We start from the raw sequence: 25050 nt of genomic DNA, 5'->3' as shown, positions 1-25050 counted from the left end.
CCAGTGTGGCCGTTCATCCTCTCAGACCGGCTACTGATCGTCGCCTTGGTGAGCTCTTACCTCACCAACCAGCTAATCAGACGCAGACCCTTCTTTTAGCGACAGCATGTTCAGAGGCCGTCTTTCCTGTCCTTGCCATGCGGCACGGACTGCTCATTCGGTATTAGCACCCCTTTCGAGGTGTTGTCCCCAACTAAAAGGCAGGTTATCTACGCGTTACTCACCCGTTCGCCACTAAGGTTCCATTGCTGAAACCTCCGTTCGACTTGCATGTGTTAGGCACGCCGCCAGCGTTCGTCCTGAGCCAGGATCAAACTCTCCAATAATGTTTTATTGAAGAACCTTGATGGCTCTTTATGAATTAAAGAATTCTTGGTTGTTTTTTTGACGGTATTACTTCCGTAATACCTGTCCGCACATCTGGCTTTTCACCTTACATTGTTTAGTTTTCAAAGAACAGCCTTTACAGTTTATCACGTTTCTTTCACCGTGTCAACTTTTTTTTCGTCGCCGTCGTTCTTGGCTGACGACCGACAAGTTCATATCTTACCAAAGCCGTGGCTGTTTGTCAACTGCTTTCGCTTTGGTATTTTTTGTCGCTGTTTTTGGCGACTTTTATATAGTACCATGATATGATTAACATGTCAAATCTAATTTAAAATGTTTATTGCTGAAATGTCGATCAGGGTGATTTCATTAACACTTTATTGTTATATGTATTTTAGGGAATATTAATAAGTCACCTTTATAGTATATATTATAACAAAAAGACCCCGCCTTTCGACGGGGTCAAATCTGCTTTATATAGGAAAAGACATAACTTCAAAGTCCTGTTCTTATCAAAGGCTTAGGAATGGACCAATTATCCTAATATTTAATGCAGACTAGTAAGGCGACATTGCGGGGACGGGTTTCCGATCCGCCACTAGCGCTGGTATCCAGGCTAGTTTTCTGTCGATGAGTTCCAGTACTGTTGCCTGGTACACCATAATCACCATCAGAAGGAATTTCTGGCGTCATGTAATAATACGGGTGCGTATGAGATGCAAAGGCATCACTCTGATTACTACCCAACACACGACTGCTATCTACACCGCGCCCATCATCAAAACCGCGGATGAACTCCCCACGTAAATCAGGTAAATTAAACGTCGTACTACCGTCACCGGTTCCGAATGCCGTCCCAACTACAGCAAAAAGATCCGCATAATCAGTTCTGGCTATAGCTGATCCATCCGCCTTTAACCAACCTTTAGGCGGTGTTGCCGCCGCAAAATGCATTACTACCCCCGCAGGAATACTTGGTTGTATTTCCGGAATAACACTTGGATCAAACTTACCGCCATAGCCAAGCATCGCAAGCTTTCCTGTATCTTCTGCACCTTTTGATACTACGATAATTTCTTCGTTACAAGTAAATGTTCTCGCCATTGTTGCACAACCTTTCAATTTTTTATTAAAACCGATATAGCAATGAACTTTTAATTGATGTGTGTTTCCCGCATATCGGCTTTCACTTATATACATTCATTCCATTATCTTATTTAAACGGCTAAATCCGCCTTTTTGCAAAAAAATTAGAATCCCGGTAGCCGAAGCCACCGGGATTTTCAAAATTTTAATATTTGATGCAATAGTTAAGCACGATATAAGGCGGCATGTTACCATGCCCATAATGCTGGTTATGCAGGCGAACACCGCCTGCATTATTATTTGGACTTGAAATCCCTTAATATCCTTTTGCTGTCCAGTAGCAAGGGTAGCCTGAGATACCATTACCACTGACGGCAGACTGCTTGGTAGCCAGGAAAAATTTAGAATTGCTTACTGGATACCCGAAAGCATTGTCTACACAAGCGCCTTGAGAATCTGCATTACTAGCTATAAAATTTAGACAAGCATTCGGAAATGCCATTGGAAAAGAAAACTGATTGTTAGTAGATGCTTGATAGCCCCACTGCTCAATCATCCCATCTGACCATTTCCGATAACCATTCGTCCCCAAGGATTCGGCAACAATATATACACCAGAAGAACCACTGCTGGCCGCCGTTACTCTCCCTTTTGCGTCTATAGTTATACTTGCATTGGTATAGTTTCCTGCTGTTACGCCTGAATCGGCAAGAGTTAACGCGGCGCTTTCATCAGCACTGCCATCGAAGGACAAAGAACCGGCGGCATCACCCGTTAAACTAATCGTCCTCGCTGTTGCTAACTGAGTCGCCGTTGCCGCATTACCGGTACAAGCTGCAGCCGTATCCGCTGACGCTGCACTCGCAACCTTGCCGTCAACTGCAATCACGACTTTCTTGTTCGCAGCATCTGCAGTTAGCGCAATATTAGTCCCTGCTGCCAACTCGATAGTATCTGTCGCACTGGCTGCTGCAATGGTTGTCCCATTTACCAGCACATTCGAAAAGGCGTTTTCTCCTTTTAATATATCAATCTGCGTCTGCAAGTCTTTGTCGGCAGCCGCCCTGGCGCTAACCTCTGCATCAATATTTGCTTGCAGCTTGGCATCGGCATTAGTCCGCGCCGTGGCTTCTGCGTCAATATTCGCTTGTAGTTGTTCGTCTGCTTCTTTCCGCGCGGCAACTTCCGCTGTAATCTGAGTTTGCAAATCATCAATTACGGGAATCACACTTGTGTCAAATTTCCCGCCATCGCCCAGCGCAACCAGTCTTCCGGTATCCTCCTTTCCCTTTGAAACAACGATAACTTCCTCCGGACAGCATACTGTTCTAGCCATAAAAAACACAACCTTCCTTCAAACAATATCTAAACCGATATCACCAAGGACCTGGTACTCTATTTTTCTCCCGTATATCGGTCTTCACTTATATACATTCATACAAGCTTCTTTTTTTAACGGCCAAATCCACATAAATTTAAAGCCCCCACCTTACGGCAGGGGCAACCTTACTTTATACAGAGAAAGACATAACTTCAAAGTCCTGGATCTTATCAAATGCCAGATAATCTTCCCGGCTCTGGAACGGCCCAAGATTTAACACCTCCTATTTAATAAATGCGTTTTTAAAGTGTTATTTACTTGTCGGATTTTGATTTTGGCCTTAGTTATTTATGTTTTACATCATTACAACATAGTTTGTTATCAATAGCTTTTAACAAAATTTAGTTGTAAAATATAATGAGATGATTATTTTCGTTTCAATAGGGATCAGTTTAAACGCCAGCAAATGTATTAACGGAGCGACTCATAAGGCCGTTAATATTTTTTGTCCCTTTCACCGAACATATATCCTGGTTGTACACATATTGCATTAGAGCAAAATGGAGGTAACGGCATGGAAGAACCAAAATTACAGAATAGCATAGCATTTTGCGGATTGGTCTGCGGCCTCTGTGACCATATTCGTGATTGTTCGTGTAAGGCTCCGATTAAATTTAGAAGATAAATGTGATAAAGAACGCTGTTACCACCGAACTTGCTGCTTAAAAAATGGGTATAACGGCTGCTGGGAGTGTCCCTCTTTCCCGTGTGATCAGGGACGTTTTGTTGATGAAAACAGAGGTCAGGCATTAGGATTCTTGCAGTATATTAAAGATTTCGGCAAGACAGTTTTATAAACAGGCTTTTGGCAAACCAGAAAAAGGGAATAAAGTATGGAATGAACGGAGCTTACAGGCTGAAAACTCAGGAAGAAATAAATCGACTTCTTCGGAATGAGAGATTCCGGTTTAACGGTAAAAAAAATAGCCCGGATTTACCGGGTATCGGCGGAGGTGGAAACGGGAACCACCTAGCATAATAGATGAGAAGCAATACTATCATAGCAACCAAGCAAGATTGGCCCGCAGCATCTACACCAATTGGATAAAACAAAGGAATAATAATTACACCGACACGTCCCATATCTTCAAGAATAGTTAGAGTAATCGGTTCTTTTCTCTCTTCTGCCGCAGGCATATTGATTAGCGGAAATAAAAGCCATAATAAATTCGGGGCAAATACAACCGCCGGAATAATTAGGCTTATCCAATAGAGCTTGATATTCTCCATGTTCTATCTTTCCTTTCACAATTCAATATCTATATTTTACCATACAGTTAACGTCCGAAAAAATTTCATTGTGTAAAACAACAAAACGTCCAATCATTCATAAATGGAGGTTATTTTCATGTTTATTGTGCTATTAAAGTATGTAAAACCCTTGGAGGAAATTGATGCTTTACTGCCGGGTCATATTAAATTCTTGGAACATCAATATAAGAAATCAAAATTTATTTTTTCTGGCCGGAGAAATCCGAGAATTGGCGGTGTAATATTGGTTAATGTTGACTCGGAGAGGGAATTACATTCTATATTAAAAGAAGATCCTTTTTATATTCATAAAGTTGCAGAGTATGAGACGATTGAATTTATTCCAACTAAATATGACCCTAATTTTAAGTGTTTTATAGATAAACATTAAAAACATTAAAAATAAATGTCCAATCCATATCGTAATTATAGAAAGAAATTTTATGGTTTGATATAATAGAATAAACTTTCATTAATGGAACGAGTATAAGGTCAGGAACTTATCTGACTATGGTCTTTTTGTGTCTTAAATTACACGAAACTACACGAATCAAATATCAATCGAACTGGTATAACAGGGAACACATATTCTAATAATTAAATATTAAATATAAATGTTAGGTTGTAATATCATGAGTGAAGAAAGATTTGACCGTCTCGAAAAAATGCTGGAACAGTTGATTCAGATGGTTGGCCATAACAATGCCGTTCGAATGGACAAACTAGAAACACGGATGGATAACCTTGAAAGCAAAGTTGACAGCGGTTTTCAGCAGTTAACCAGCATGGTCACCCTGTTAAGCGATAAAGTTGATAATATCAAAAAAACATTATCCCGTCACGCAAATATGCTTGATGTACTGGCCACCCGTACTACTCACCAAGAGGCTGAAATACAGGGGCTTAAAAGAGGAGCGTGATATTATGACCAATGAAGAATTTCAAAGACAGGTATTGGAAAAGTTTGAACAGAACGATAAGTTTCAAAAATCCGCTATGGAGCAATTATCTGCCCTGGCTCAACAACTCGTAGCGTTCCAGCAGTTTACGCTTGAACAATTTGATAAGCTTGATAAGAAGATAACCGCCGTTGACAAAAAAGTAGAATTAGTTGACCAAAAAGCTACTAAGTCATTACTCAATATTGAAAATGAACTCCGCCCCGCTATTAAGGCTTTAGCCGAAGGACAAGCCGCACAGCAAGCCCAGCTTGACCGTATCGAAGCCAAAGTCACCATTTATGATGAAATCATCTTTAAGCGGGTAAAATAGCACGACTTGGAAGTGAGAAGACCAATGAGTGAAGAAAGATGACCCTCTCGAAAAAATGATGGAGCAATTGATTCAGCTGGTTGGCCATAATAATGCCGTTACGGAAGAATTGAGCCAGCGAATGGACAACCTTGAAAACAAGGTTAATGGTGGTTTTCAGCAGCTAACCAGTATGATTACATTATCTAACGAAAAAGCGGAATCAGAAATAAATGCCTTGAAAATAAATACGGCCAGTAAAGAATTTGCCAAACGGACTGAAAAAATGATCACACTTTTAATGCCAAAGCAGCAACCAAAGAAGACTTGGCCGAAGTTCGCACTCATTTAATTGATGAAATGGATGCCATGCGTACTGAAATAAGAGAAAATATTTCTGAGTCAGAAGCAAAAATAAAAGAAGATTTGAAATCAGTATATGAAATCGCCGGTGAACATGAGGTAAAATTAAGAACTTTAATGCGTAAACCGGTATAAGCTTAAAAGCCGCAGCAAGCTGTGGCTTTATTTATGCCCATCCGGGGCGTTTACCATTATAAGTTAATAGGCGGGATTGCACCCGCCCAATTTTGTAGACTATTTAAAATCTTCCGAGGTAAAGTTTTTGCAAAGCTTGCCGATTGCCCGTTTCTCGATACGTGACACATAAGAGCGGGAGATCCCAAGCATGCGGGCGATATCCCGCTGCGTTTTGCGTCCGCCGCCCGGCATCCCGAACCGCATCTCCAATACCCACTTTTCCCGGTTATTCAGTCGATTAATTTGTTTATTCAGCCGGTCTTTTTCGCATTGATTCTCCACCGCTTCAGCCACCACATCCGGAGCCGTTCCCAAAACATCGATCAGGGTGATTTCATTTCCCTCCTTGTCAACTCCAATCGGATCATATAAACTGACCTCAGCCCGTGTGCGGCGGGTACTCCTTAAATGCATTAAGATCTCGTTTTCAATACAGCGGGCGGCATAGGTTGCTAACCGGATTTTTTTAGCCAAATCAAACGTATTGATTGCCTTAATAAGGCCGATCGTACCGATCGAAATTAAATCATCAACATCTTCACCGGTATTATCAAATTTTTTCACAATGTGTGCTACTAAACGTAGATTGCGCTCAATTAAAATATTTTTTGCGTTTTCATCACCGTTTTTTAATTTGTCTAAATACAATTGTTCTTCCTTTTCGGAAAGCGGCAATGGGAAGGTATTATTGGCTATATAGGAAACGAGCAGGGTAATTCCTTTAACTACCGACACTAACAATGTGATAAAAAAAGACACCTAGCGCTTCACCCCCCGACTAATCTGTCGCTTCATTGTATGGGGTTTAGCGTCGAAATGTGCCTGTTCAATTTTTTTACTTTTTACCCTTTGCGGTGGTAAACCTGGCGGCCATCGTTTATAATCTTTTTATAAAGAGGATCATCGCATAATAATGTTAACGAATCCATAAAACCTACAAATAAGGAGGATGATTAATTATGGGCAACTATATTGGCGACCTGGGAATTATCTTCGTTTCAGCACTGGTCCTGTTATACATGATGTGGGACCGGCTGTTCGGGGAATAACAGCCTAACCTGAACTGGTTCTTATTTCCGTTTTTCTTCGGATTATTTTTATGGCCTCAATTAATACATTCCCTATAATTTTACTAAGTTTAATCACAATAGAAAGCGGCGTGCTCTGTAAATCCAAGTATCCCAGTTGACCGCCGGCATTAACTACACCGATAACCGATATGCTGCCCACACACGGCAGCCTGTTGCCTACTGCAATTCCGGCTTCAATACCACCCTCCCACATCTCAATATTGCCAACCTCATTGGTTCTGCCCAAACACGCATCAATCGCCACAACAATGGGGTGATGATACTGATATTGAATTAAGTTGACTGTTTCCACCAAATTACCGGCATGAACGGGGCTCTCTAATGTTCCATATACAATACAATCAATATGTTCTTCCAAATAAGAGCCGATAAGAGGGCCCAGAGCGTCACCGGTATAACGGTCCGAGCCGATACATAGGATTACCATAGGTCGAATGTTGAAACCTTCCTGCCGATTCAGCAAGTATATCAAATAATCGCATAGCTTGGCCTGAATGGCTGTTTCACTAAAATGAACAGTCAGTTTTTGGTCGTTTTGTTTGCCCATTCCCTTTCTCCTCACGAATATGGTTACTTATTTTTATGCCCCTATTGTTTCCTTTATACGACCAAAAAAATTAGGCAGACAATAAATTGTTCTGCCGTTATCGATGACTGTTCTCATTTTTTATCCCATTCTCAATCTTCGTTTAATTGTTTTTTGTATGACCATGCGATATTTCACTTACTTTGGTATCTGTAATCATAAACATACTTTCCAGTAACTGTTTGGTCTCTTCTTTATTTACGACCCAATAGCTTGAGCCATTAATTGTAGCGAAATCGCCCGGTAACATTTCGGTATACAGACCGCCGCCTTTAAGGCTTTTTAAGGCAACTGCCATCTTAACCCAGGCGACAGCCGGAATGTCGGTATGTATATACTGTCTATAAGCGGAAATAAATGCAGGTACTTTGAAGAGGGTTTTCCACTGGAACAATTCGCTGCTAAATGTTTTTAAAAAACGCTGTTGACGTTGAACACGGCCAATATCTCCCAGTTCATCATGACGGAAACGGACATACTCTCCGGCTTTTAGGCCGTCGAGGTGCTGATAACCTTTTAAAAGATGGATTCTTAAGTTATCATAAGGATCTTCATAGTTCATATCGTGTTCCACATATAAATCTACGCCGCCAAGAATATTGACAATCTTAACAAAGGCTTGCCAGTCAAGCACTGCATAATAATTAATCGGAATATGAAATGACTCTTCAACCGTCCGCGCGAGCAAATCGGGGCCACCATAGGCGAAAGCATTCGCGATTTTATCAAAACCCTTTTGTCCGGGAATATCCACTTTTGTATCCCGTGGTATTGATAAAAGACGAATCGAACCATCCGCTGTGTTTATACCTGCTACAATGACCGTATCGGAATGCCGCGACGTCCCCGGGTGTTCCTTGTCGCCATTGTCGACCCCTAATAATAAGATATTAATCCGCTTATCATGTCCATTCAGATTATCGGTAAACGGCATCGCGAAAGAACCCGTAGAAGCATGAAAAATAGTAGCATAAGCATACATCCCCATGCCGGCGATACCGGCAATCAACAAAAAGAAAATAACCAAAACCAGAAACACTCTGGACCAAAGGATTCGTCGCCGACGGACTATCACTTTTTCATTTTCCGACATACTACTCCTCTCTCTCTAAACCAACCCATATTACATTCACACCAGTAAGGCATTGCGGCCTTCTACCGTTGCCGGATGGATCAAGCCGCGCCGTGCTACCAGATAATTTAATGTTTGATCATAGCCGGCCAATACGGCCTCTCTTAAATTTTTTCCGGCTAACAACCGCAATTGGTCCACTCCCGGAAACACACGGCCCGGTTCAATAAAATCGGCTAAATAAACAATCTGGTCAAGTACAGTCATCACCGGTCCGCCAACCGTATGTAGCGTAATAGCCTGCAAAATTGCAATATCATGAATTCCGTACTGCTCTTGGGCCAGTCTTGCTCCCACCGGAGCATGTAATAGCGATGGGCTATGTGACTCGACATCATTCACCACAATACCAAATTTTTCTGCCATTTGCAATAACGTTTCGCCGGGTAGCTCCCGGGCACAATCGTGCAAAATTCCGGCAACCCGTGCTTTATTGATATCTGCGCCAAATCGCTCAGCCAGTTCCACTGCACTCCGGCTAACTCCGAGAGAATGTCTGAAGCGGGACGGCGAAAGAATACGCGATAGTTTGTCAACCATTTCATCATAATTCATATTTTCTCACCTTTGGCAAATATTCGTCAAAATTTTATGATATCCTCTATAAAAAAACAAAAGCCTCCTATTTTTAGGAGGCATCTCACCTAACCCTGACGTGGTTTGGCTTCATTCACTACAATCTGGCGCCCGGCAAAATCAGTACCGTTCATAGCAGAAATCATTTTTTCGGCATCATCATCTTCAACCTCAACAAAACCAAAACCTCTGGACCGGCCGGTTTCTTTATCTGTAATAATCCTGCTTGATATCACCGCGCCATATGGACGAAACGCATCCGCGAGAGCAGTGTCTGACGTGGACCATGGCAAATTACCGACATAGAGAGTTTTTGCCATTCTGGGAATCACCTCTCTTTCCATGAATTCAAAAAAATATCTCAATCTCATTATCTGCGAATTCATGATATTTATGCCTGCCTTTATTTGGCACGGCCGCGTTAAAAAATTAATTCCGGTATAAATTTTCTTTAAGGATATAGTTTTCAACATTTTCCGGAACAATATATTTAATGGAACGTCCACTTTTGATTCTTTCCCGTATATCCGTAGATGAGATCTCCAATTCCGGCGTTGCCAAACGATGAATGCGCCGCTGTCCCGCAGCGCCAAAATATTTAATGATATCGTCTATTGTACCGACGCCTCCCGGACGGGCGGCGGCAACAAAATGGCAAAGTTCCAGCAATTTATCAATCTTGTTCCAGGTTGGCAGATCCCGTACCGTGTCAACTCCCGTAATAAAATAAAAGTCCGTATCCGTACCATATTGCTTGACTAAGGTCATTACGGTATCAATCGTGTAAGATGGACCGTCCCGTTCGATTTCAAGCGGGGAAACATGAAAATGGGGATTGGAACAGGTCGCCATTACCGTCATAATATACCGATGCCTGGCAGGAGTTACCGATAAGTTTTGTTTATGAGGCGGATTTCCTGCCGGAATAAACAAAACCTTTTCCAGTAAATATTCCAGCCGTACAGCCTCGGCAACTACAAGATGTCCAATATGTATCGGGTCAAAGGTGCCTCCCATAATCCCGATTTTGCATTTTTTTTCCGGCATTCCGTTTCTCTCCATCGCAAAAATTTAATCTACCGTGAATTGCTTCAGTGGACAAAAAAGAGTAACAATCGCCAGACTACCAGCATAACAACTCCCATAATTACCAAAGCGCGGCAATAATCTGCCAGATCATGTCTGGTCTTTTCCGTCTTTAGATAATTGTGCAGCGCATAAAGATAGCCTAGCACTTGTTTTCTGGACATATTCGCCTCAATCAAAAAAAGTTTTATTTTCGCCATAAGTTCAGGGTGAGAAATATGAGATTTATAGCGAAATACCAACCGTTTCCGTTCTTATTGTACGTGTTTCCAACCGAATAATCAAATAAAAACCAAAAACATAGCAACGGCCCCTGCATCCGCCAGGAAGCCGTTGCTTGCTTATTATCTGATTTGTCCGTTTCCGGCTACCATATATTTTATACTCGTTAATTCCCTAAGCCCCATTGGCCCCCGGGCGTGGAGTTTTTGGGTACTGATCCCGATCTCCGCGCCAAAGCCAAATTCATAACCGTCGGTAAAACGGGTGGATGCATTGACGTATACAGCTGCAGCATCCACTTCCTGTTGAAAACGGCGGGCGTTATGATAATCATTGGTAACAATTGCCTCGGAGTGCTTCGTTCCGTAACAGTCGATGTGCTCAAGGGCCTCATCTAAACTATCGACCACTTTGACCGCTAAAATAAGATCCAGATATTCACAGCTCCAATCTTCTTCCGCAGCCATTTTTACAGCCGGATGAAAGCTTCTGGTTTCCGGACAACCCCTTAGTTCGACTCCTGCGTGATGATATTTTTCCAGCATGGCCGGGAGAAAACGGCCGGCTATCGCCCTGTGCACCAGCAAGGTTTCCATAGCATTGCATACCCCCGGACGGGAAACTTTAGCATTAAAAGCAATGTTCTCCGCCATAACCAAGTCCGCCGTTTCATCCACAAAGATATGGCATACGCCGGTTCCCGTTTCAATGACTGGTACAGAACTGTTGGCCACAACGGTTTTGATCAGTCCGGCACCACCCCGGGGAATAATTACGTCGAAAAACTCGTTTAAGGAAAGCATTGCATTTACCGCTTGCCGGTCCGTAGTCTCAATAAGCTGGATTGAGCCTTGCGGTATACCCGCGGCAACCGCCGCCTCTGCAATAATTTTAGCAATAGCCCGATTGGAATGAATTGCCTCGGATCCTCCCCGTAAAACGACGGCATTTCCGGATTTAAGACACAAGCCGGCAGCGTCCACGGTGACATTCGGCCGGGCTTCGTAAATCATACCGATAACTCCCAACGGCACTCTGACCTTGCTGATCTCAAGACCATTCGGCCGGCGTATGATTTCGAGTCCTTCGCCGATGGGATCGGCAAGCGAAACAATCTGCCTCAATCCTTCCGCCATATTATGAATCCTGGTTTCGTCTAAAAGCAAACGGTCCAGTAAAGCCTTGGAAAGACCATTCGCCTTTCCGTTCTCCATATCCTGGCGATTTCCGTCCAGAATCGTTGCCCGTTCCTGTTCCAACGCGTCCGCCATGTGCAAAAGCGCCTGATTTTTAACCTGGGCAGATGCAGTTGCCAATTTGCGGGCCGCCTGCTTGGCCCGCAGTCCCTTTTCCTTTACCTCGCTTACGCAGTCCATCCAATTCCCCCCCTATATCAACAAGACCATGTTATCCCGGTGAATCACCTCATCATAAGGCTTGGAACCGAGAATATAAGTAATTTCACTGGTATGACGGCCCATAACTTTTTTCGTATCCTCGGCACTGTAATTTGCTAAGCCGCGGGCGATTTCCCGTCCTGCCAAAGTTTTAATCCGGATCGTGTTGCCTTGTTTAAAACACCCCTCCACCGCCGTAATACCGGCAGCCAGCAGACTGGAACCGTCTTCTAAGAGCGCCCGCTCGCAGCCTTTATCAATGGTAACGGCACCATAAATGCGTGATCCGAAAGCCAGCCATCGCTTGCGAAAGTGCAGACGATTTTCCTTGGGTAAAAAAATCGTACCAACTTGAGCTCCCTGCAAAATATCCCGTATGAGACCGTCTTTGGCACCGGAGGCAATCACCATAACCGTGCCGGAATTAATGGCAATTTTTCCTGCCTGAATTTTGGTATACATTCCACCGGTTCCCCGCAGGGAACCCGGCTCACCGGATAATGATTCGATTTCCGGCGTAATATCGCGTATTTCCGTAATAAGCTGCGCCTGGAAATTCTTCTGTGGATTTTCCGTATAAACCCCGTCCACATCCGACAAAATGATGAGTAAATCCGCATCAATAATACTGGCAACTATTGCCGATAAGGTATCATTGTCGCCAATTTTGAGTTCATCAACCGCAACCGCATCATTTTCGTTAATCACAGGGATAACACCCATGCGCAATAAGGTAAGCAGAGTATTGCGGGAATTGGCATACCGTTTTCGATTGACCGAATCCTCCCGCGTTAGCAATACCTGCGCAACAATCTGGCCATATTCAGCAAAAAATTTTTCGTACGTATGCATCAATATTCCCTGTCCAACCGCAGCAGCAGCCTGCTTTTCCGGTATGGTCCTCGGCTTCTCCGTCAAACCCAGCCGGTCCATTCCGGCTCCTACCGCCCCCGAGGAAACCAGTACGATCTCTTTACCCTGGTTCACCAGGTCGGACAAATCCCGGACCAGCTTTTCAATGCGCAAATAATTCAGTTTTCCTGTTCCATGGGTCAGTGTACTGGTTCCTACTTTGACTACAATCCGTTGCGCAGTTCCCAGCGTTTCTCTTGTCAGCATTCTCTCTCCCCCACCCGCTAAGGCAGTTCAAGTTTCGGCTTTTCCTGATTCCGTTTATATAGCAAGCCGTTGCGTCCAATGACTTGAACTAGTTCCGCCCCCGTACTTTCCGCCAGAAAGGCAATGGCAATTGGGGGTTCCTCAGGGCTGTTTTGTAATACTCGAACTTTAATTAATTCCCGGGCCAGCAATGCATCCTTTGCACTTTCAATGACCGGCTGGGCCACGCCGCCCTTACCGATTTGCACAATCGGTTCGATCGTGCTGCCGATAGAACGCAAATAGCGTTTTTGTTTTCCTGTCAACATATCAAACTACCTTGTCCCCTCTATAACCTGAATTCGAACTCCATATCCCGGATTCTTACCGTATCGCCTTCTTGAATGCCGCGCTCTTTTAACGCCTCATCAATTCCCAGCCGACGCCAAATCAATTGAAAGCGGCGTACACCCTCGTCATTTTCAAAGTTAATCATAGCAACCAGCTTCTCGATATCTTTTCCCTCCACCACGTAAGCACCGTCATCATCACGGCGAATGGTAAATCCGGCTTCCGGTTTGGCCTCATAGACCTTTACTTCGTCCACTGCCTCCGGCTCCTCTACATACTCCTGCAAAAGCTTAAATGCCCGCCGCATCAATTCAGGCAAGCCTTCACCAGTAGCAGCCGACACCGGATAGATCTCATGCCCCTCCTGCTTCATATAAGCGGCAATCCTGGAAAAATTGGCCTGGGAGTCAGGCAAATCCATTTTGTTGGCGGCGATAAGTTGCGGTCTCTGGGCCAGCCTTTCGTTATACAATTTTAGCTCTGCATTGATTTTATGATAATCCTCAATTGGATCACGGCCTTCAATACCGGAAATATCCAATACATGAATGATCACTCTGGTACGCTCAATATGGCGGAGAAAATCATGTCCCAACCCTACCCCTTCATGAGCGCCTTCGATCAAGCCTGGAATATCGGCTAAAACAAAATTAGAGCCTTCCTCCAAACTAACCACACCCAGAACCGGGGTTAAGGTAGTAAAGTGATAAGCGGCAATTTCCGGTTTTGCCGCCGATACGCGCGACAAAATACTGGATTTGCCCACACTGGGATAACCGACTAGTCCCACATCCGCCAGCAGTTTTAATTCCAGTAATAAGGACCGTTCACTCCCGGGCTCCCCCTTTTCGGCAAAGGTCGGTGCCCGGTGAACACTGGTTACAAAACGCGCATTACCGCGGCCTCCCCTGCCGCCGTTGCCTACAATTAATTGCTGATTCTCCCGCGTCAAGTCCCCAACGATCTCGCCGGTAAGCTCATCTTTCACCAGCGTGCCGGGAGGAACCTTAACCAAAAGATCCTCGGCCCCTTTCCCATGCATGTTGCTGCTCTGCCCATTGGCTCCGGAATCAGCAACAAACTTACGCTTGTAGCGAAAATCCATTAATGTGTTCACATTGGGATCCACAATCAAAACGACATTGCCGCCCCGTCCCCCGTCACCGCCGCTCGGTCCCCCCTTGGGGACAAATTTCTCCCGGCGAAAACTGGACATGCCGTTTCCTCCGCTGCCGCCTTTAACAAAAATCTTTGCTCTGTCAATAAACATATTTTATCCCCTTCGGTTCCATTGCTCAATTTGTAGTAATATGCTCGTTTGGGCCAAAATTTATAAGGCATAGCCGCTATATCATCCCCGGCACGTACTCCAAGAGCTGTATGACTATGTATCAAGACCCGACTTTCCGGCAGTGTTCCTGTATGGTATGCTTATCAATCACATCGGACATCAAGTCCGGGTCACGGGCTAATTCTTCGATATATTTCATGGCTCGGTCCGTTTTTCCCAGTTGAATCATGGCATGGATAACCTGCATGTGGTTAATAAAATCATGCCGCTGAATCCGGAGCAACCGAACTAATTCATCACATACATCAGTGTTTGCCATGTTTATCAATCCTTCCGAGACACCATAACATATTTATTGAGGATTTTCTGCATCGCCGTCGGTAAATCCTGTTTATTCATCAAAAAATAATGCCTGCGGCAACATACCGCAGGCACCCATTACATGGCTTCTTCCGCTACAGGGTATACACTAATCTGCCGGTCCTCACGGCCTTTACGCTCAAAAGCAACTTGCCCGGCGATCTTAGCATACAATGTATCATCTTTACCAATGCCCACATTGTGACCAGGGTAAAAATGGGTTCCTCTCTGGCGGACCAGAATACTGCCGGCTGTTACGACCTGCCCGGCGTGACGCTTTACACCAAGACGCTGGGCTGCACTGTCGCGGCCGTTACGGGTACTTCCTACTCCTTTTTTATGGGCAAACAATTGCAAATCAAAAGTAAACATCCTACTCACCTCCTGTGTTCCTTGATTTGAACACGTTTTGGGTCTATGTTAGCAATTTCCTTTAATCCTAGCAACATGGTTTCCAAGATCGCATTGGACAGATGATCCGGACTGTTTATAAGCCGCATAGCCAGATTGCCGCTCGCTACTTCCAGTTCCATATCGCGGCCTAAATATCGTTCCAGTCCCATTACTGCAGTTTGGGTAAGTGCAGCAACTCCGGCACAAATAATATCCTTCCCATGCTCGGCGGCATTGGCATGGCCATTTGCCCGGAATTCTGTAATGCCTTGGTTTTCGTTGCGAAAAATTTCTATTGTAATCACTAGGCATCAATCTTTTCAATCACAACTTTAGTAAACGGCTGACGATGACCCTGACGTTTCCGATAATTCGATTTCGCTTTATATTTAAAAACCAAAATCTTTTTATCTTTGCCATGAGTCAGGACTTTGCCGCTAACTTTGGCCCCGGTTACAACCGGTTTGCCGATTTTAACCTCACCGTCTTTAACCACAGTCAATACACGGTCAAACTCAACCGCTTCGCCTTCTGTGATTTCCAATTTTTCAATCGTAACTACATCACCTTCGGCAACGCGATATTGCTTTCCGCCTGTTTCAATAATAGCATACACTGGACATTACACCTCCCTGCACGTAGACTCGCCAGATTCGGTATGCTCCACACTGCCTTACGGCACCATGCAGTTCAATTTAGAACCTCTCTGAGCGGTTGAAGTGTACAGCCTAAAGCACGCACACCTACAGATTGAAATTTTACCATAATTGAAGCTGTTTGTCAATTAAACTGTTTACAAGCTCTAGTCCTGCTGATAGAGTACGGAAAAGGCTTCGGTATGCATAGTTGGAACCGCTTCCACGACCAGCCTCCGTGCCAGTTCCTGCTCCAAACGGGGAATTTCATCCTGACGCGAAAAAATTTCCGCCACCCGCGGATGCACCTGAATAAGTATATGTCCCCCGCCCTTGCACTCACCATTGATTTTTCGCAAATGTCTGCGGACATGAATCGCTACCGTTTCCGGTGATTGAATCCGGCCCCGGCCGGAGCAGCAGGGGCATTCGCTATATAGCAGGGAATCCAGGTTCTGCCGCGATTTCTTCCGGGTCATTTCGACCAGTCCCAGACCTGTCAGGCCAAGTACATTGGTTTTGGTACGGTCCTTTTTTAAATGATCTCCCAAAGCGGTTAAAACAGCCTCTTTATGCACGTCTTTTTCCATATCAATGAAATCAATAATAATAATGCCGCCAATGTCCCGCAACCGGATCTGTCTGGCAATTTCAGCCACAGCCTGGAGATTGGTCTGGAACACCGTATCGGCCAGATTGGTCTGTCCGACAAACTTACCCGTATTTACATCAATCACCGTTAGAGCTTCGGTATGGTCAATAACGAGATAACCGCCGCACTTCAGCCACACCTGCCGCTGGTGTAACTTTTCCATTTCCCCGTCTATGCCATAATGCACAAAGAGGTCGTCCGTTCCCTGGTAAAAGCGCACCCGGGGTACAAAATCAGGGGACGTAAAGCGCAATAAATCACATACCCGCCCATACGCTTCCCGGTTATCAATCACCATTTCGGACACATCCGCCGTCAAATAGTCTCTAACGATACGAATTACGAGATCCACATCCCGGTATAAGAGAGTAGGGGCGTGAGAGCGCTTGCTCCGGGCAGTCAGAGCATTCCATAAATTATGAAGATACGAAACATCCCGCTGTAAATCATCTTCCGTTTTTCCTTCCGCTATGGTGCGAACAATCATTCCCATTCCCGCCGGGCGTACCTTTTCCGCTACTGCTTTTAACCGCTCTCTTTCCTTATCGCACTCAATTCGCCGGGATATGCCAATATAGTCAACGGTCGGCATCAAAACCACATAGCGGCCCGGCAGGGTCAAATGAGTTGTCGCGCGGGGCCCTTTGGTGCCAATGGCATCTTTTACAATCTGAATTATAATATCCTGCCCGGCGGTTAAAACTTCATCCCCTGCGGCCAGTCGCGAGACCCTTGGAAACAGATCGCCAACATATAAAAATGAATTTTTATCACGGCCGATATCAATAAAAGCGGCCTGCATACCAGGCAAAACATTTTTTATTCTGCCCTTATAAATATTGCCGACAATATGGCCTGTTTCCGCCCGCTCAACCGCTACTTCCACCAAATCACTATTTTCCAGTAAAGCCATGCGGGTTTCTTCCGGAGTGACATTAATCAGAATTGTTTTACCCATGTCCCTCCTCCCTTCATTGAGTCTGCCTAAAGCAAACTCCTATTCGTTATAAGTCCATCGGACTTTGCCGTAAAGTACCGTCCGCAATGAATAAGCCCGTACGATGAATGGCGGCCCCATCCTGACGCACCGGCAACTTAAAGAAAGTAACCAGCGCATCCAAAACCTCTCCCGGTTTAATACTGCCGGTAGGAGTGATCCGGATGTCGAAGCTCAATTCAATTGTCTGGTCCGCTACGACAGCAGTCATGTCGCCGCCAAGAAACTGTTTTATGTTGATTTCTCTTTTTCCCTTGGGAGATATCCGGGTATAAGGAATCTCAGCCGCCGTTTTAAACTGCTCCATACTCCGTTCGATATCAGCCGGGGAAGTATTCTCTGCCACCGGAACAATAATCCGGTAATGGGCCAAATTGACAATCGCCATCAAGGCCGGAGCATGAATGTCTACATATTTTACCTGCTTAATAGCTATACCGGGTGGCATTTGTCCGGCAAGGCATTCTTGAATCGCAGCAAGATCCATTTTATCCACCAATTCGACGTCCATGTACTCTGCATCACTCGTCACTCCAACTGCCAGCGCCGAAGCAAAGGCCACTTTCATGTGGGGGTTAAAGCCTTCCGAATAGGCAACAGGAAGTTTGGCCCGGCGAAAGGCCCTTTCCAGAGCCCGTGAATAATCCAAATGGGAAATATATCTCACCGCAAGCCCCTTCGTAAGCTCCAAACGTATTCTCGTCATAATTCCTGGTTCCTCCAGTCAATAACCTCAACACCCAATCCCTGGCAAACACCGCAGCCGCTGCAGGTATCCCGCCGGCAATCCGGCGTAGCCGCTCCCTGCAGAGCCTGCTCATACTCCTGCTGCAAAAAGGATTTATCAACCCCGGAATGCAGATGATCCCAGGGGAGGCATTCATTACCCAGTCTTGTCCGGTTGGCATAGAAGGCCGGATCCATTCCCGTTTGCCGGAAAGCTTCCAGCCAGGCATCATAGTTAAAATGTTCCGACCAGCCGTCAAACTTAGCGCCCAGTTCCCAAGCCTTCAGCAACACGGCGGCAAGCCGGCGGTCGCCGCGGGCAAAAATTCCCTCTAAAAAGCTGGTTGGGGAATCGTGCCAGTGAAAAGAAATATCCCGTTCTTTTAACAGGGACTTTAAAATTTGCTGTTTGCGCTCCAATTCGGCAACCGGATTTTGACCAAACCATTGGAAGGCTGTTTGCGGTTTCGGTACGAAAGAGGAAACACTAACCGTAACCTTGCAGCCACGGCGCCCCCGCAAATTTTTATATAAACGGATCACTTTATGAGCCATTTCAGCAATACCGGCTACATCTTCATCGGTTTCGGTCGGCAACCCAATCATAAAATATAACTTGATTGTTGACCATCCGGCCCGGAAAGCGGCGGTGACCGCATCTTCCAAATCCTGCTCCGTAACCCCTTTGTTAATAACATCCCTTAGCCGCTGCGTACCGGCTTCCGGAGCAAACGTCAATCCGCTCTTCCGCACTTTTTGGACTTCCTGCGCCAATTGAATGGAAAAACTGTCAATCCGCAAGGAAGGCAACGATATACTGACGCCTTGATCCTGAAACTTTTCAAGGCATGTTTTCACCAGTTCGTGCAAACAGGAATAATCGGCCGAACTTAAAGAAACAAGTGATATCTCATTATATCCCGTGTTATCAATTAATTGCCGGGCCAATTCCACCAGTTTTTCCGGCCGCCGTTCCCGTACAGGACGGTATAAAATACCGGCCTGGCAGAACCGGCAGCCCCGGGTACAGCCGCGGAAGAGTTCCAGCATAATCCGGTCATGGACAATTTCAATATAAGGGACAACCGGTTTCGTGGGAAAATCCACCAGGTTCAAATCCCTGACAATGCGTTTTTGAATAACCGGTTTAGCCTCCGGTGAATTGGGCATAACAGCAGCCACCGTACCGTCCGGATTGTAAGTTACGTCATATAAGGAGGGTATATAAATTCCGTCCAGTAAAGCCAGCCTCTTTAACAAACCCGGCCGCCCGCCGGGTTTCCCGCTTCGTTTCCATTCAATAAAACAATCCATCACTTCCAGAATGGATTCTTCCCCTTCGCCGAGTAGAAAAAAATCAAAAAAGTCGGCTAATGGCTCCGCGTTATAAGCACAAGGTCCCCCGCCAATAATCAAAGGATCCTCTTCGGCCCTGTCTCTGGCCAGTTTCGGAATTTGGGCCAGGTCCAGCATATTGATTATATTGGTATATGTCATCTCATATTGGAGAGTAAAACCAACCATATCAAACTCGGCAAGGGGTGTAAAACTTTCTAAAGAATATAACGGAGTTTGTCTTTGCCGCATTTCGCCTTCCATGTCCACCCATGGGGCATACACCCGCTCGGCCGCGATATCGTCGCGCTGATTTAAAATATGATATAAAATTTTGAATCCCAAATAGGACATACCAACCTCATAAACATCCGGAAAAGCCAGTGCAATACTGGCCTCTACCCGGGTATGATCCTTACGGATGCTGTTCCATTCATGCCCGGTATAGCGTCCGGGCTTGTTCACCTTATTCAATATAGCAGGATCAAGTTCGATCATTCCTTACCTCCGCTGCGTAGTATAAAAACTATTATGGATAAATTACTGGTAATATATCCTAACATATATTTTTTGAAATTTCTAGTATAAGTAAAAAAAGTCCTGCCAACCTTACAAAAAATCTCCTAATCTGGCATAAACGCCGCGTAAAGGCAAACCCTCCCAAACCTCCGTCTCGGTTAATGTCCCGCATACATGAAATTTTTCATCCAATACTTCAACAATGTAATATTGCTCCGGGCTAAAAAACCGGATCACATCCCGTACCGGCGCATCCTTTAGTGCCGTAAGATGAAAAGCTGTCATAACTCCGCGCCGGGATAATTCCGCTTTCTTTTTCGCCAATACCCTCATTGTACGAAAGCCGGCAAGATCCAGCTCCGCCCGGGCCGCAACATAAAGAAACAGGGCAGCCATAATAAAAGTGATATTAATATTATTAAAGATGACAAATTCAATGCAGACTACGGCAAGTAAACCTAAGCTTACTAATTTACTGATGTTAGCAACAAATATCGTAGCCCGGACATACCCAATATGCCTGGATAGCCAACCACGGACGATGCGCCCGCCGTCAAGCGGCACCGCCGGAATCAAATTAAATAAAAAAAGCATTATATTAACATTTAAATAATAGTTCAAGGTTGCATTCCAATCAGGATACCACACCATCCCTACATATACAAAAGCCGCCAAACCCAGACTGGCCAGTGGTCCGGCGACTGCTATCATCATTTCGTGGACAGACCCCGCTTCACTCAGTCCCTCAATGCGGGCTACGCCGCCAAAGGGTAATAGTTCAATCTCCTTTACTTTATACCCCAACAGAGAAGCTATCCCTGCATGGGTTAGTTCATGCCACAAGATACAAGCAAATATGCCGGCCACTTTGCCACCGAGTCCAGCCATGGTAAATAGCAGTATTAGCAAGATAAACCAGTTATTTAGTAGTATTTGTACACCTGCTACTTTTCCGGCCCGCAAAATGTCACTTCCTTTCGGGAAGGGTAAACTCCCCTTTAATGCGGGTTAGCGGATCAATTGGCTTGCCGTTTTCCCGTACTTCGAAATACAATAGCGGACTTTTCGCCGTCCCTGCCGGTCCGACTCTGGCAATCACCTGTCCCTGACTGACCATTTCGCCTTGAGTAACCAGCACTTCGCCTAAATACCCATATATTGTCTCGATATTCTGTCCATGATCGATAACAACCGTTCTTCCCCACTGGTCACTTTCCGTAATCAGCTTTATCTTTCCCGGAGCAACGGCATGTACGCTGCTGCCGGTTTGAGCCGCTATATTAATACCTTCGAGGATACTCTGCTGTTTTTGCCCGGAACCAGCCGTCCAGCCAAACTTGCCTACTAGTTGACCGTCTACCGGTTTACTCATATAAAGTAAAGGATCCGCCGGCCGGGAAACCGCTGATTGAACCCGTTTTAACGCGGAAATATCCAAATTCGGCGGCAACCTTTTCTCAATCAATTGCGTGATATAGCCGAAATCAGTCTCATAGGTAAGTATGTATCTTACGGCCCGGTCCGTCATGTCTCCGAGAGCGGTATCGGATATATGGGACGCGTAAATCACAATAAAAATAAAAATTGCCCATCCCGTCCGCAGTAGCCAACCATAGTGACTCCTCTCCTGGCGGTATTGCCATGGATCCTTTGTCTCCCATTGGTTCCTCCAGCTATTCCAGGATTTTGCCATTCTGATTCCCCCCCTGCCAAGAGCGCTGCTTTCACTGCATGTATATGCCGGGAAGGAATAAATATAACAAAAAAAGTGCACAAGCAGTCTGTGCACTCTAGCCATAGTCCTCTTCAAAACATAATTTTTTGTCGACGCATATAGATATTTAGTAATATACCTATACTCACCATATTCGTCGTTAATGAACTGACGCCATAGCTCATAAGAGGCAGCGGAATACCCGTTACCGGCATAATTCCCGCCGTCATACCCACATTAACCAGAACATGGAATGTAAGCATCGAAGTAATTCCCACTGCCAGCAGCGTACCAAAATTGTCCCGCGCCGCTCCGGCAATTTTTATGGCCCGGTATAATAAAATAAAGTAAAGTAACAGAATAATCGCCGCGCCAATAAATCCCAGTTCTTCACCGATTACCGCAAAAATAAAGTCTGTATGATTTTCCGGTAAAAAATTCAACTGGCTTTGGGTCCCGCCAAACAAGCCCTTGCCGAACAGCATACCGGACCCAATGGCGATCTTGGATTGAATAATATGATAGCCCGATCCTAACGGGTCTACATTAGGATCTAGAAACACCGTAAGCCGTTTTTTCTGATAATCTTTCAAAAAATGCCAGAATACAGGCATAAAAGCCAGCCCGACACCAAAGATTCCCATCAGATGCTTTACCGGAATTCCCGCAATAAAAATCATACCGAAAAAAATAGCCAAAAATACCAGGGAAGTACCGAGGTCAGGCTGTTTTAGAACCAATAAAAACGGCACACCGAGATAAATAAAAATGGGAACAATATCCTTAAATGAATTCAATTTTCCATATTTCTTATCTAGCAAATTCGCTAACGAAATAATCATGATCAATTTAGAAAACTCCGACGGCTGCAAACTAATCGGACCAATCTGGATCCAGCGCTGGGCCCCCAGCGCAGAATGTCCCATAACCATAACCGCTAACAGCATAACTAAATTGATACCATAAAGTATATTGGCAACCTTGCTTAAAGATTTATAGTCAAAATGAAGCATAACAAAAATAATAAATACATTAGCCAGCGCAAACAATCCCTGGCGCTGCACATACCAGTAACGTTCCTCACTGGGTGTATTTATATGCGTCGCACTGCCGATAATCATCAAGCTAATTAGAATAATCACCGCCGTAACGACGATCGTTACACCATCCAGATTTCTCAATAGGCGCCGGTTAAGCATCCTTTACCCTGACCTTTCTCCCAAACATCATATCATATAGTATAATAATTTGTCCGCACCTCCATCCATCCCCTTTTATGACGCCAAATCACTCTGCCGGCAAAGTCCCCCGCTTCATGCGGTTAACCGGGATGTTAGCAATTAATGCCACAGAAGAATTGGTGGTGGTAAGATTTACTTCCATCTCTTTCTCATTAATTTCCATGTAATTGGAAATTACTTTAATCATATCCTCTTTTAAAATTTCCATAAACTGCGGAGAAACATTCACCCGGTCATGCACCAGAACTAACCGCAGGCGTTCTTTGGCAATATCCTTGGAACCAGTTGCTTCTTTGCCAAACATTTTCTGAATCAAATCGAACACCCTTCATCCCTCCTAAAATCCCAAAACCTTTTTAAGGCGGCTGAGAAATCCTTCATTGACGTCCATGCTCATAAGGGGCACATTTTCGCCCATTAGCCGGCGCACAATATTCTTATACGCTGTACTGGCGGAAGAAGCGGGATTGACAATCGCCGGTTCACCACGGTTCGTTGAAATTACGATATATTCGTCTTCCGGAATAATCCCCAGGAGGTCGACGGCCAGAATCTCTATAATATCGTCAATATTCATCATATCGCCCTTTTTAACCATTTGCGGCCGAATCCGGTTTACAACCAGCTTTGGATTATGTTTGCCCTCAGACTCCAGTAAACCGATAATCCGGTCGGCGTCCCGTACGGCAGATACCTCCGGCGTAGTTACAATGACCGCCCGGTCGGCGCCGGCAATTGCATTTTTAAATCCTTGTTCAATTCCTGCCGGACAATCAATGATTACATAATCGAAATCCTGGGCCAGGTCGTGGCATAACTGTTTCATTTGGTCCGGACTGACCGCATTTTTGTCCCGTGTTTGGGCTGCCGGTAAAAGATATAATTTTTCATACCGTTTATCGCGAATTAACGCTTGTTTGAGACGGCAATTGCCTTCCGTAACATCGACCAAATCATAAACAATCCGATTCTCCAGCCCCATAACCACATCCAAGTTTCTTAAGCCAATATCAGCATCTACCAATACCACTTTTTTGTCCATTAATGCAAAGCCGGTTCCCAAATTCGCCGTTGTTGTCGTTTTTCCTACGCCCCCTTTTCCGGACGTAATAACAATAACTTCACCCATTTTGCCGTACCTCCTATCGATTAGCTGGTTCAATCATAACCGTGCCGTCTATAATTCGTGCAGTTTCTACATAAGCCGGCTTATCCAGAATATCGGGCGCCCTGGCAATCAGACCGGCAATGCGGATTTGACCGGCAAGCAGCTTATTGGCGGTAATCGTTGCCTGCCGGTTGCCATACGCACCGGCATGAGCCCTGCCACGGCAGGCGCCCAAAACAATGATATCCCTGCCCGCGGTTATTTCCGCCCCGGGATTGACATCACCAATCACCACAACCGTCCCTTCGTAAATTACCTTCTGCCCGCCCCGCAATGTTTTCGTAATAATCAATGCCTGCGTTTCGCATCCCGGAACCGGCTTGGCAATTTCATCGTCCGGTGTATCCTCATATTCTTCACTGTCGTCTAACACACTTTCCTGCCAGCGCAGCCCATAATTCTCCAGCATATTTGTCAGTTTTCCCTGCTGCTCCGGAGTAAAAAAACGGGAAGCATCCGGCACATGAATCATCGTACCGGCGGTAAAAAATTCCGTGGCAGAATTGAGTTTTGCTCTTAGTTGTTCTAAGATCAAATCAAAATCCATCGATGTACTAAATGTAAGCTGTAAACCATCTCGAATCCCTTTTAGTGCAATCACTTCATTCATCTTATCTCCCATTTTTTACCATGTAATAAATGAT

At 45.0% G+C, this 25050-nt stretch carries 33 protein-coding genes and 1 rRNA gene; 6 read left to right on the top strand and 28 right to left on the bottom strand.

Annotated features, from left to right (window positions below; genetic code table 11):
• The 3 genes from LUCIF_RS15615 to LUCIF_RS15600 all read right to left on the bottom strand — a co-directional run.
• Nucleotides 1-326 (bottom strand): 16S ribosomal RNA (locus tag LUCIF_RS15615); the annotation flags it as partial.
• A gap of 541 nt (nt 327-867) precedes the next feature.
• Entirely contained in the window at nt 868-1527 is a 660-nt protein-coding gene (locus LUCIF_RS15610) for a phage tail protein (RefSeq protein ID WP_207857825.1), read from the bottom strand.
• Between the two features lie 202 nt (nt 1528-1729).
• The gene (locus LUCIF_RS15600; protein WP_122628817.1) at nt 1730-2749 is read right to left on the bottom strand and encodes a gp53-like domain-containing protein; all 1020 of its coding nucleotides are present in this window, start codon (nt 2747-2749) and stop codon (nt 1730-1732) included.
• 617 nt (nt 2750-3366) lie between these two features.
• Between LUCIF_RS15600 and LUCIF_RS27335 the strand changes: the two genes are divergently transcribed.
• Nucleotides 3367-3591, top strand: coding sequence for a DUF3795 domain-containing protein (locus LUCIF_RS27335; protein WP_122628816.1), 225 nt, complete (start codon nt 3367-3369; stop codon nt 3589-3591).
• A 67-nt stretch (nt 3592-3658) separates the two neighbouring features.
• Here LUCIF_RS27335 and LUCIF_RS15590 read toward each other — a convergent pair whose 3' ends face one another.
• Nucleotides 3659-4024: a hypothetical protein gene (locus tag LUCIF_RS15590; RefSeq protein WP_122628815.1), complete on the bottom strand. Its 366-nt coding sequence runs from the start codon at nt 4022-4024 to the stop codon at nt 3659-3661.
• Between the two features lie 118 nt (nt 4025-4142).
• Here LUCIF_RS15590 and LUCIF_RS15585 point away from each other — a divergent pair, with 118 nt between their 5' ends.
• The 5 genes from LUCIF_RS15585 to LUCIF_RS26145 all read left to right on the top strand — a co-directional run bounded on the left by LUCIF_RS15585 (nt 4143) and on the right by LUCIF_RS26145 (nt 5794).
• Nucleotides 4143-4436 carry a YciI family protein gene (locus tag LUCIF_RS15585; RefSeq protein ID WP_122628814.1) on the top strand — a complete coding sequence of 98 codons (294 nt, stop codon included), beginning with the start codon at nt 4143-4145 and terminating at the stop codon, nt 4434-4436.
• A 241-nt stretch (nt 4437-4677) separates the two neighbouring features.
• Nucleotides 4678-4965, top strand: a complete 288-nt coding sequence (locus LUCIF_RS15580; RefSeq protein ID WP_122628813.1) for a hypothetical protein — start codon at nt 4678-4680, stop codon at nt 4963-4965.
• 4 nt (nt 4966-4969) lie between these two features.
• On the top strand, nt 4970-5317 hold the full coding sequence (locus LUCIF_RS15575; RefSeq protein ID WP_122628812.1) for a hypothetical protein: 348 nt from the start codon (nt 4970-4972) through the stop codon (nt 5315-5317).
• Nucleotides 5318-5345: 28 nt separating this feature from the next.
• Nucleotides 5346-5648 (top strand): hypothetical protein, encoded by a 303-nt coding sequence (locus tag LUCIF_RS15570; RefSeq protein WP_122628811.1) that lies wholly within the window; start codon nt 5346-5348, stop codon nt 5646-5648.
• 8 nt (nt 5649-5656) lie between these two features.
• Nucleotides 5657-5794 carry a hypothetical protein gene (locus LUCIF_RS26145; protein ID WP_165866022.1) on the top strand — a complete coding sequence of 46 codons (138 nt, stop codon included), beginning with the start codon at nt 5657-5659 and terminating at the stop codon, nt 5792-5794.
• 99 nt (nt 5795-5893) lie between these two features.
• Here LUCIF_RS26145 and sigK read toward each other — a convergent pair whose 3' ends face one another.
• The 24 genes from sigK to minC all read right to left on the bottom strand — a co-directional run bounded on the left by sigK (nt 5894) and on the right by minC (nt 25016).
• Complete coding sequence (sigK, locus tag LUCIF_RS15565; RefSeq protein WP_122628810.1) at nt 5894-6595, bottom strand: RNA polymerase sporulation sigma factor SigK; 702 nt, start codon at nt 6593-6595, stop codon at nt 5894-5896.
• A gap of 294 nt (nt 6596-6889) precedes the next feature.
• Nucleotides 6890-7474: a spore protease YyaC gene (gene yyaC, locus LUCIF_RS15560; RefSeq protein ID WP_122628809.1), complete on the bottom strand. Its 585-nt coding sequence runs from the start codon at nt 7472-7474 to the stop codon at nt 6890-6892.
• Between the two features lie 142 nt (nt 7475-7616).
• Complete coding sequence (locus LUCIF_RS15555) at nt 7617-8606, bottom strand: LCP family protein (protein WP_122628808.1); 990 nt, start codon at nt 8604-8606, stop codon at nt 7617-7619.
• 36 nt (nt 8607-8642) lie between these two features.
• Nucleotides 8643-9200, bottom strand: a complete 558-nt coding sequence (gene yqeK, locus LUCIF_RS15550; protein WP_122628807.1) for a bis(5'-nucleosyl)-tetraphosphatase (symmetrical) YqeK — start codon at nt 9198-9200, stop codon at nt 8643-8645.
• Nucleotides 9201-9289: 89 nt separating this feature from the next.
• The gene (gene rbp, locus LUCIF_RS15545; RefSeq protein ID WP_207857816.1) at nt 9290-9565 is read right to left on the bottom strand and encodes an RNA-binding regulator; all 276 of its coding nucleotides are present in this window, start codon (nt 9563-9565) and stop codon (nt 9290-9292) included.
• 85 nt (nt 9566-9650) lie between these two features.
• Complete coding sequence (gene nadD, locus LUCIF_RS15540; protein ID WP_122628806.1) at nt 9651-10268, bottom strand: nicotinate-nucleotide adenylyltransferase; 618 nt, start codon at nt 10266-10268, stop codon at nt 9651-9653.
• 44 nt (nt 10269-10312) lie between these two features.
• Nucleotides 10313-10471: a hypothetical protein gene (locus LUCIF_RS26140; RefSeq protein WP_165866021.1), complete on the bottom strand. Its 159-nt coding sequence runs from the start codon at nt 10469-10471 to the stop codon at nt 10313-10315.
• 180 nt (nt 10472-10651) lie between these two features.
• Nucleotides 10652-11905: a glutamate-5-semialdehyde dehydrogenase gene (locus tag LUCIF_RS15535; protein ID WP_122628805.1), complete on the bottom strand. Its 1254-nt coding sequence runs from the start codon at nt 11903-11905 to the stop codon at nt 10652-10654.
• 12 nt (nt 11906-11917) lie between these two features.
• Nucleotides 11918-13045: a glutamate 5-kinase gene (proB, locus tag LUCIF_RS15530; RefSeq protein WP_122628804.1), complete on the bottom strand. Its 1128-nt coding sequence runs from the start codon at nt 13043-13045 to the stop codon at nt 11918-11920.
• Nucleotides 13046-13062: 17 nt separating this feature from the next.
• Nucleotides 13063-13350 (bottom strand): YhbY family RNA-binding protein, encoded by a 288-nt coding sequence (locus LUCIF_RS15525; protein ID WP_207857829.1) that lies wholly within the window; start codon nt 13348-13350, stop codon nt 13063-13065.
• A gap of 23 nt (nt 13351-13373) precedes the next feature.
• Entirely contained in the window at nt 13374-14645 is a 1272-nt protein-coding gene (gene obgE, locus LUCIF_RS15520; protein WP_122628802.1) for a GTPase ObgE, read from the bottom strand.
• Between the two features lie 121 nt (nt 14646-14766).
• Nucleotides 14767-14985 carry a Spo0B domain-containing protein gene (locus LUCIF_RS15515; RefSeq protein ID WP_122628801.1) on the bottom strand — a complete coding sequence of 73 codons (219 nt, stop codon included), beginning with the start codon at nt 14983-14985 and terminating at the stop codon, nt 14767-14769.
• A gap of 119 nt (nt 14986-15104) precedes the next feature.
• The gene (gene rpmA, locus LUCIF_RS15510) at nt 15105-15398 is read right to left on the bottom strand and encodes a 50S ribosomal protein L27 (RefSeq protein ID WP_122628800.1); all 294 of its coding nucleotides are present in this window, start codon (nt 15396-15398) and stop codon (nt 15105-15107) included.
• 5 nt (nt 15399-15403) lie between these two features.
• Entirely contained in the window at nt 15404-15724 is a 321-nt protein-coding gene (locus LUCIF_RS15505) for a ribosomal-processing cysteine protease Prp (RefSeq protein WP_122628799.1), read from the bottom strand.
• Nucleotides 15724-16035 (bottom strand): 50S ribosomal protein L21, encoded by a 312-nt coding sequence (rplU, locus tag LUCIF_RS15500; RefSeq protein ID WP_122628798.1) that lies wholly within the window; start codon nt 16033-16035, stop codon nt 15724-15726. The genes LUCIF_RS15505 and rplU overlap by 1 nt, the downstream gene beginning before the upstream one ends.
• Nucleotides 16036-16221: 186 nt before the next feature.
• Nucleotides 16222-17664, bottom strand: coding sequence for an Rne/Rng family ribonuclease (locus tag LUCIF_RS15495; RefSeq protein WP_122628797.1), 1443 nt, complete (start codon nt 17662-17664; stop codon nt 16222-16224).
• 46 nt (nt 17665-17710) lie between these two features.
• Nucleotides 17711-18409 carry a TIGR03936 family radical SAM-associated protein gene (locus LUCIF_RS15490; RefSeq protein WP_122628796.1) on the bottom strand — a complete coding sequence of 233 codons (699 nt, stop codon included), beginning with the start codon at nt 18407-18409 and terminating at the stop codon, nt 17711-17713.
• Entirely contained in the window at nt 18406-20262 is a 1857-nt protein-coding gene (locus LUCIF_RS15485) for a TIGR03960 family B12-binding radical SAM protein (RefSeq protein WP_122628795.1), read from the bottom strand. Before LUCIF_RS15485 ends, LUCIF_RS15490 begins: the two co-directional genes overlap by 4 nt.
• Nucleotides 20263-20373: 111 nt before the next feature.
• A complete protein-coding gene (locus LUCIF_RS15480) occupies nt 20374-21246 on the bottom strand; it encodes a M50 family metallopeptidase (RefSeq protein ID WP_122628794.1) in 873 nt (290 codons plus the stop codon).
• 4 nt (nt 21247-21250) lie between these two features.
• Nucleotides 21251-21976 carry a murein hydrolase activator EnvC family protein gene (locus LUCIF_RS15475; RefSeq protein ID WP_122628793.1) on the bottom strand — a complete coding sequence of 242 codons (726 nt, stop codon included), beginning with the start codon at nt 21974-21976 and terminating at the stop codon, nt 21251-21253.
• Between the two features lie 113 nt (nt 21977-22089).
• Complete coding sequence (rodA, locus tag LUCIF_RS15470; RefSeq protein WP_122628792.1) at nt 22090-23196, bottom strand: rod shape-determining protein RodA; 1107 nt, start codon at nt 23194-23196, stop codon at nt 22090-22092.
• A gap of 88 nt (nt 23197-23284) precedes the next feature.
• Entirely contained in the window at nt 23285-23563 is a 279-nt protein-coding gene (gene minE, locus LUCIF_RS15465; RefSeq protein ID WP_122628791.1) for a cell division topological specificity factor MinE, read from the bottom strand.
• A 12-nt stretch (nt 23564-23575) separates the two neighbouring features.
• The gene (minD, locus tag LUCIF_RS15460) at nt 23576-24367 is read right to left on the bottom strand and encodes a septum site-determining protein MinD (protein ID WP_122628790.1); all 792 of its coding nucleotides are present in this window, start codon (nt 24365-24367) and stop codon (nt 23576-23578) included.
• A gap of 13 nt (nt 24368-24380) precedes the next feature.
• On the bottom strand, nt 24381-25016 hold the full coding sequence (gene minC, locus LUCIF_RS15455) for a septum site-determining protein MinC (RefSeq protein WP_122628789.1): 636 nt from the start codon (nt 25014-25016) through the stop codon (nt 24381-24383).
• Between the last annotated feature and the right edge of the window lie 34 nt (nt 25017-25050).

It is taken from the genome of Allolucifera butyrica (genome assembly GCF_900476375.1).
In the GTDB taxonomy this organism is placed as follows: Bacteria; Bacillota; Negativicutes; order Sporomusales; family UPPP01; genus Lucifera; species Lucifera butyrica.
Note: the sequence above shows the minus strand (reverse complement) of the source record. Positions and strands in the feature narration are given on the sequence as shown.

Bases quoted from the DNA above. Each gene is read 5' to 3' on its own strand.
- minC (WP_122628789.1), bottom strand. From the start codon at position 25,016: ATGAATGAAGTGATTGCACTAAAAGGGATTCGAGATGGTTTACAGCTT.
- LUCIF_RS26140 (WP_165866021.1), bottom strand. From the start codon at position 10,471: ATGTCCAGAAAACAAGTGCTAGGCTATCTTTATGCGCTGCACAATTAT.
- rbp (WP_207857816.1), bottom strand. From the start codon at position 9,565: ATGGAAAGAGAGGTGATTCCCAGAATGGCAAAAACTCTCTATGTCGGT.
- minD (WP_122628790.1), bottom strand. From the start codon at position 24,367: ATGGGTGAAGTTATTGTTATTACGTCCGGAAAAGGGGGCGTAGGAAAA.
- yyaC (WP_122628809.1), bottom strand. From the start codon at position 7,474: ATGGGCAAACAAAACGACCAAAAACTGACTGTTCATTTTAGTGAAACA.
- LUCIF_RS15555 (WP_122628808.1), bottom strand. From the start codon at position 8,606: ATGTCGGAAAATGAAAAAGTGATAGTCCGTCGGCGACGAATCCTTTGG.
- nadD (WP_122628806.1), bottom strand. From the start codon at position 10,268: ATGCCGGAAAAAAAATGCAAAATCGGGATTATGGGAGGCACCTTTGAC.
- LUCIF_RS15485 (WP_122628795.1), bottom strand. From the start codon at position 20,262: ATGATCGAACTTGATCCTGCTATATTGAATAAGGTGAACAAGCCCGGA.
- LUCIF_RS26145 (WP_165866022.1), top strand. From the start codon at position 5,657: ATGGATGCCATGCGTACTGAAATAAGAGAAAATATTTCTGAGTCAGAA.
- LUCIF_RS15475 (WP_122628793.1), bottom strand. From the start codon at position 21,976: ATGGCAAAATCCTGGAATAGCTGGAGGAACCAATGGGAGACAAAGGAT.
- yqeK (WP_122628807.1), bottom strand. From the start codon at position 9,200: ATGAATTATGATGAAATGGTTGACAAACTATCGCGTATTCTTTCGCCG.
- obgE (WP_122628802.1), bottom strand. From the start codon at position 14,645: ATGTTTATTGACAGAGCAAAGATTTTTGTTAAAGGCGGCAGCGGAGGA.
- LUCIF_RS15495 (WP_122628797.1), bottom strand. From the start codon at position 17,664: ATGGGTAAAACAATTCTGATTAATGTCACTCCGGAAGAAACCCGCATG.
- LUCIF_RS15590 (WP_122628815.1), bottom strand. From the start codon at position 4,024: ATGGAGAATATCAAGCTCTATTGGATAAGCCTAATTATTCCGGCGGTT.
- LUCIF_RS15515 (WP_122628801.1), bottom strand. From the start codon at position 14,985: ATGGCAAACACTGATGTATGTGATGAATTAGTTCGGTTGCTCCGGATT.
- LUCIF_RS15585 (WP_122628814.1), top strand. From the start codon at position 4,143: ATGTTTATTGTGCTATTAAAGTATGTAAAACCCTTGGAGGAAATTGAT.
- LUCIF_RS15600 (WP_122628817.1), bottom strand. From the start codon at position 2,749: ATGGCTAGAACAGTATGCTGTCCGGAGGAAGTTATCGTTGTTTCAAAG.
- rpmA (WP_122628800.1), bottom strand. From the start codon at position 15,398: ATGTTTACTTTTGATTTGCAATTGTTTGCCCATAAAAAAGGAGTAGGA.
- LUCIF_RS15575 (WP_122628812.1), top strand. From the start codon at position 4,970: ATGACCAATGAAGAATTTCAAAGACAGGTATTGGAAAAGTTTGAACAG.
- LUCIF_RS15610 (WP_207857825.1), bottom strand. From the start codon at position 1,527: ATGTATATAAGTGAAAGCCGATATGCGGGAAACACACATCAATTAAAA.
- LUCIF_RS15535 (WP_122628805.1), bottom strand. From the start codon at position 11,905: ATGGACTGCGTAAGCGAGGTAAAGGAAAAGGGACTGCGGGCCAAGCAG.
- LUCIF_RS15580 (WP_122628813.1), top strand. From the start codon at position 4,678: ATGAGTGAAGAAAGATTTGACCGTCTCGAAAAAATGCTGGAACAGTTG.
- proB (WP_122628804.1), bottom strand. From the start codon at position 13,045: ATGCTGACAAGAGAAACGCTGGGAACTGCGCAACGGATTGTAGTCAAA.
- rodA (WP_122628792.1), bottom strand. From the start codon at position 23,196: ATGCTTAACCGGCGCCTATTGAGAAATCTGGATGGTGTAACGATCGTC.
- LUCIF_RS15490 (WP_122628796.1), bottom strand. From the start codon at position 18,409: ATGACGAGAATACGTTTGGAGCTTACGAAGGGGCTTGCGGTGAGATAT.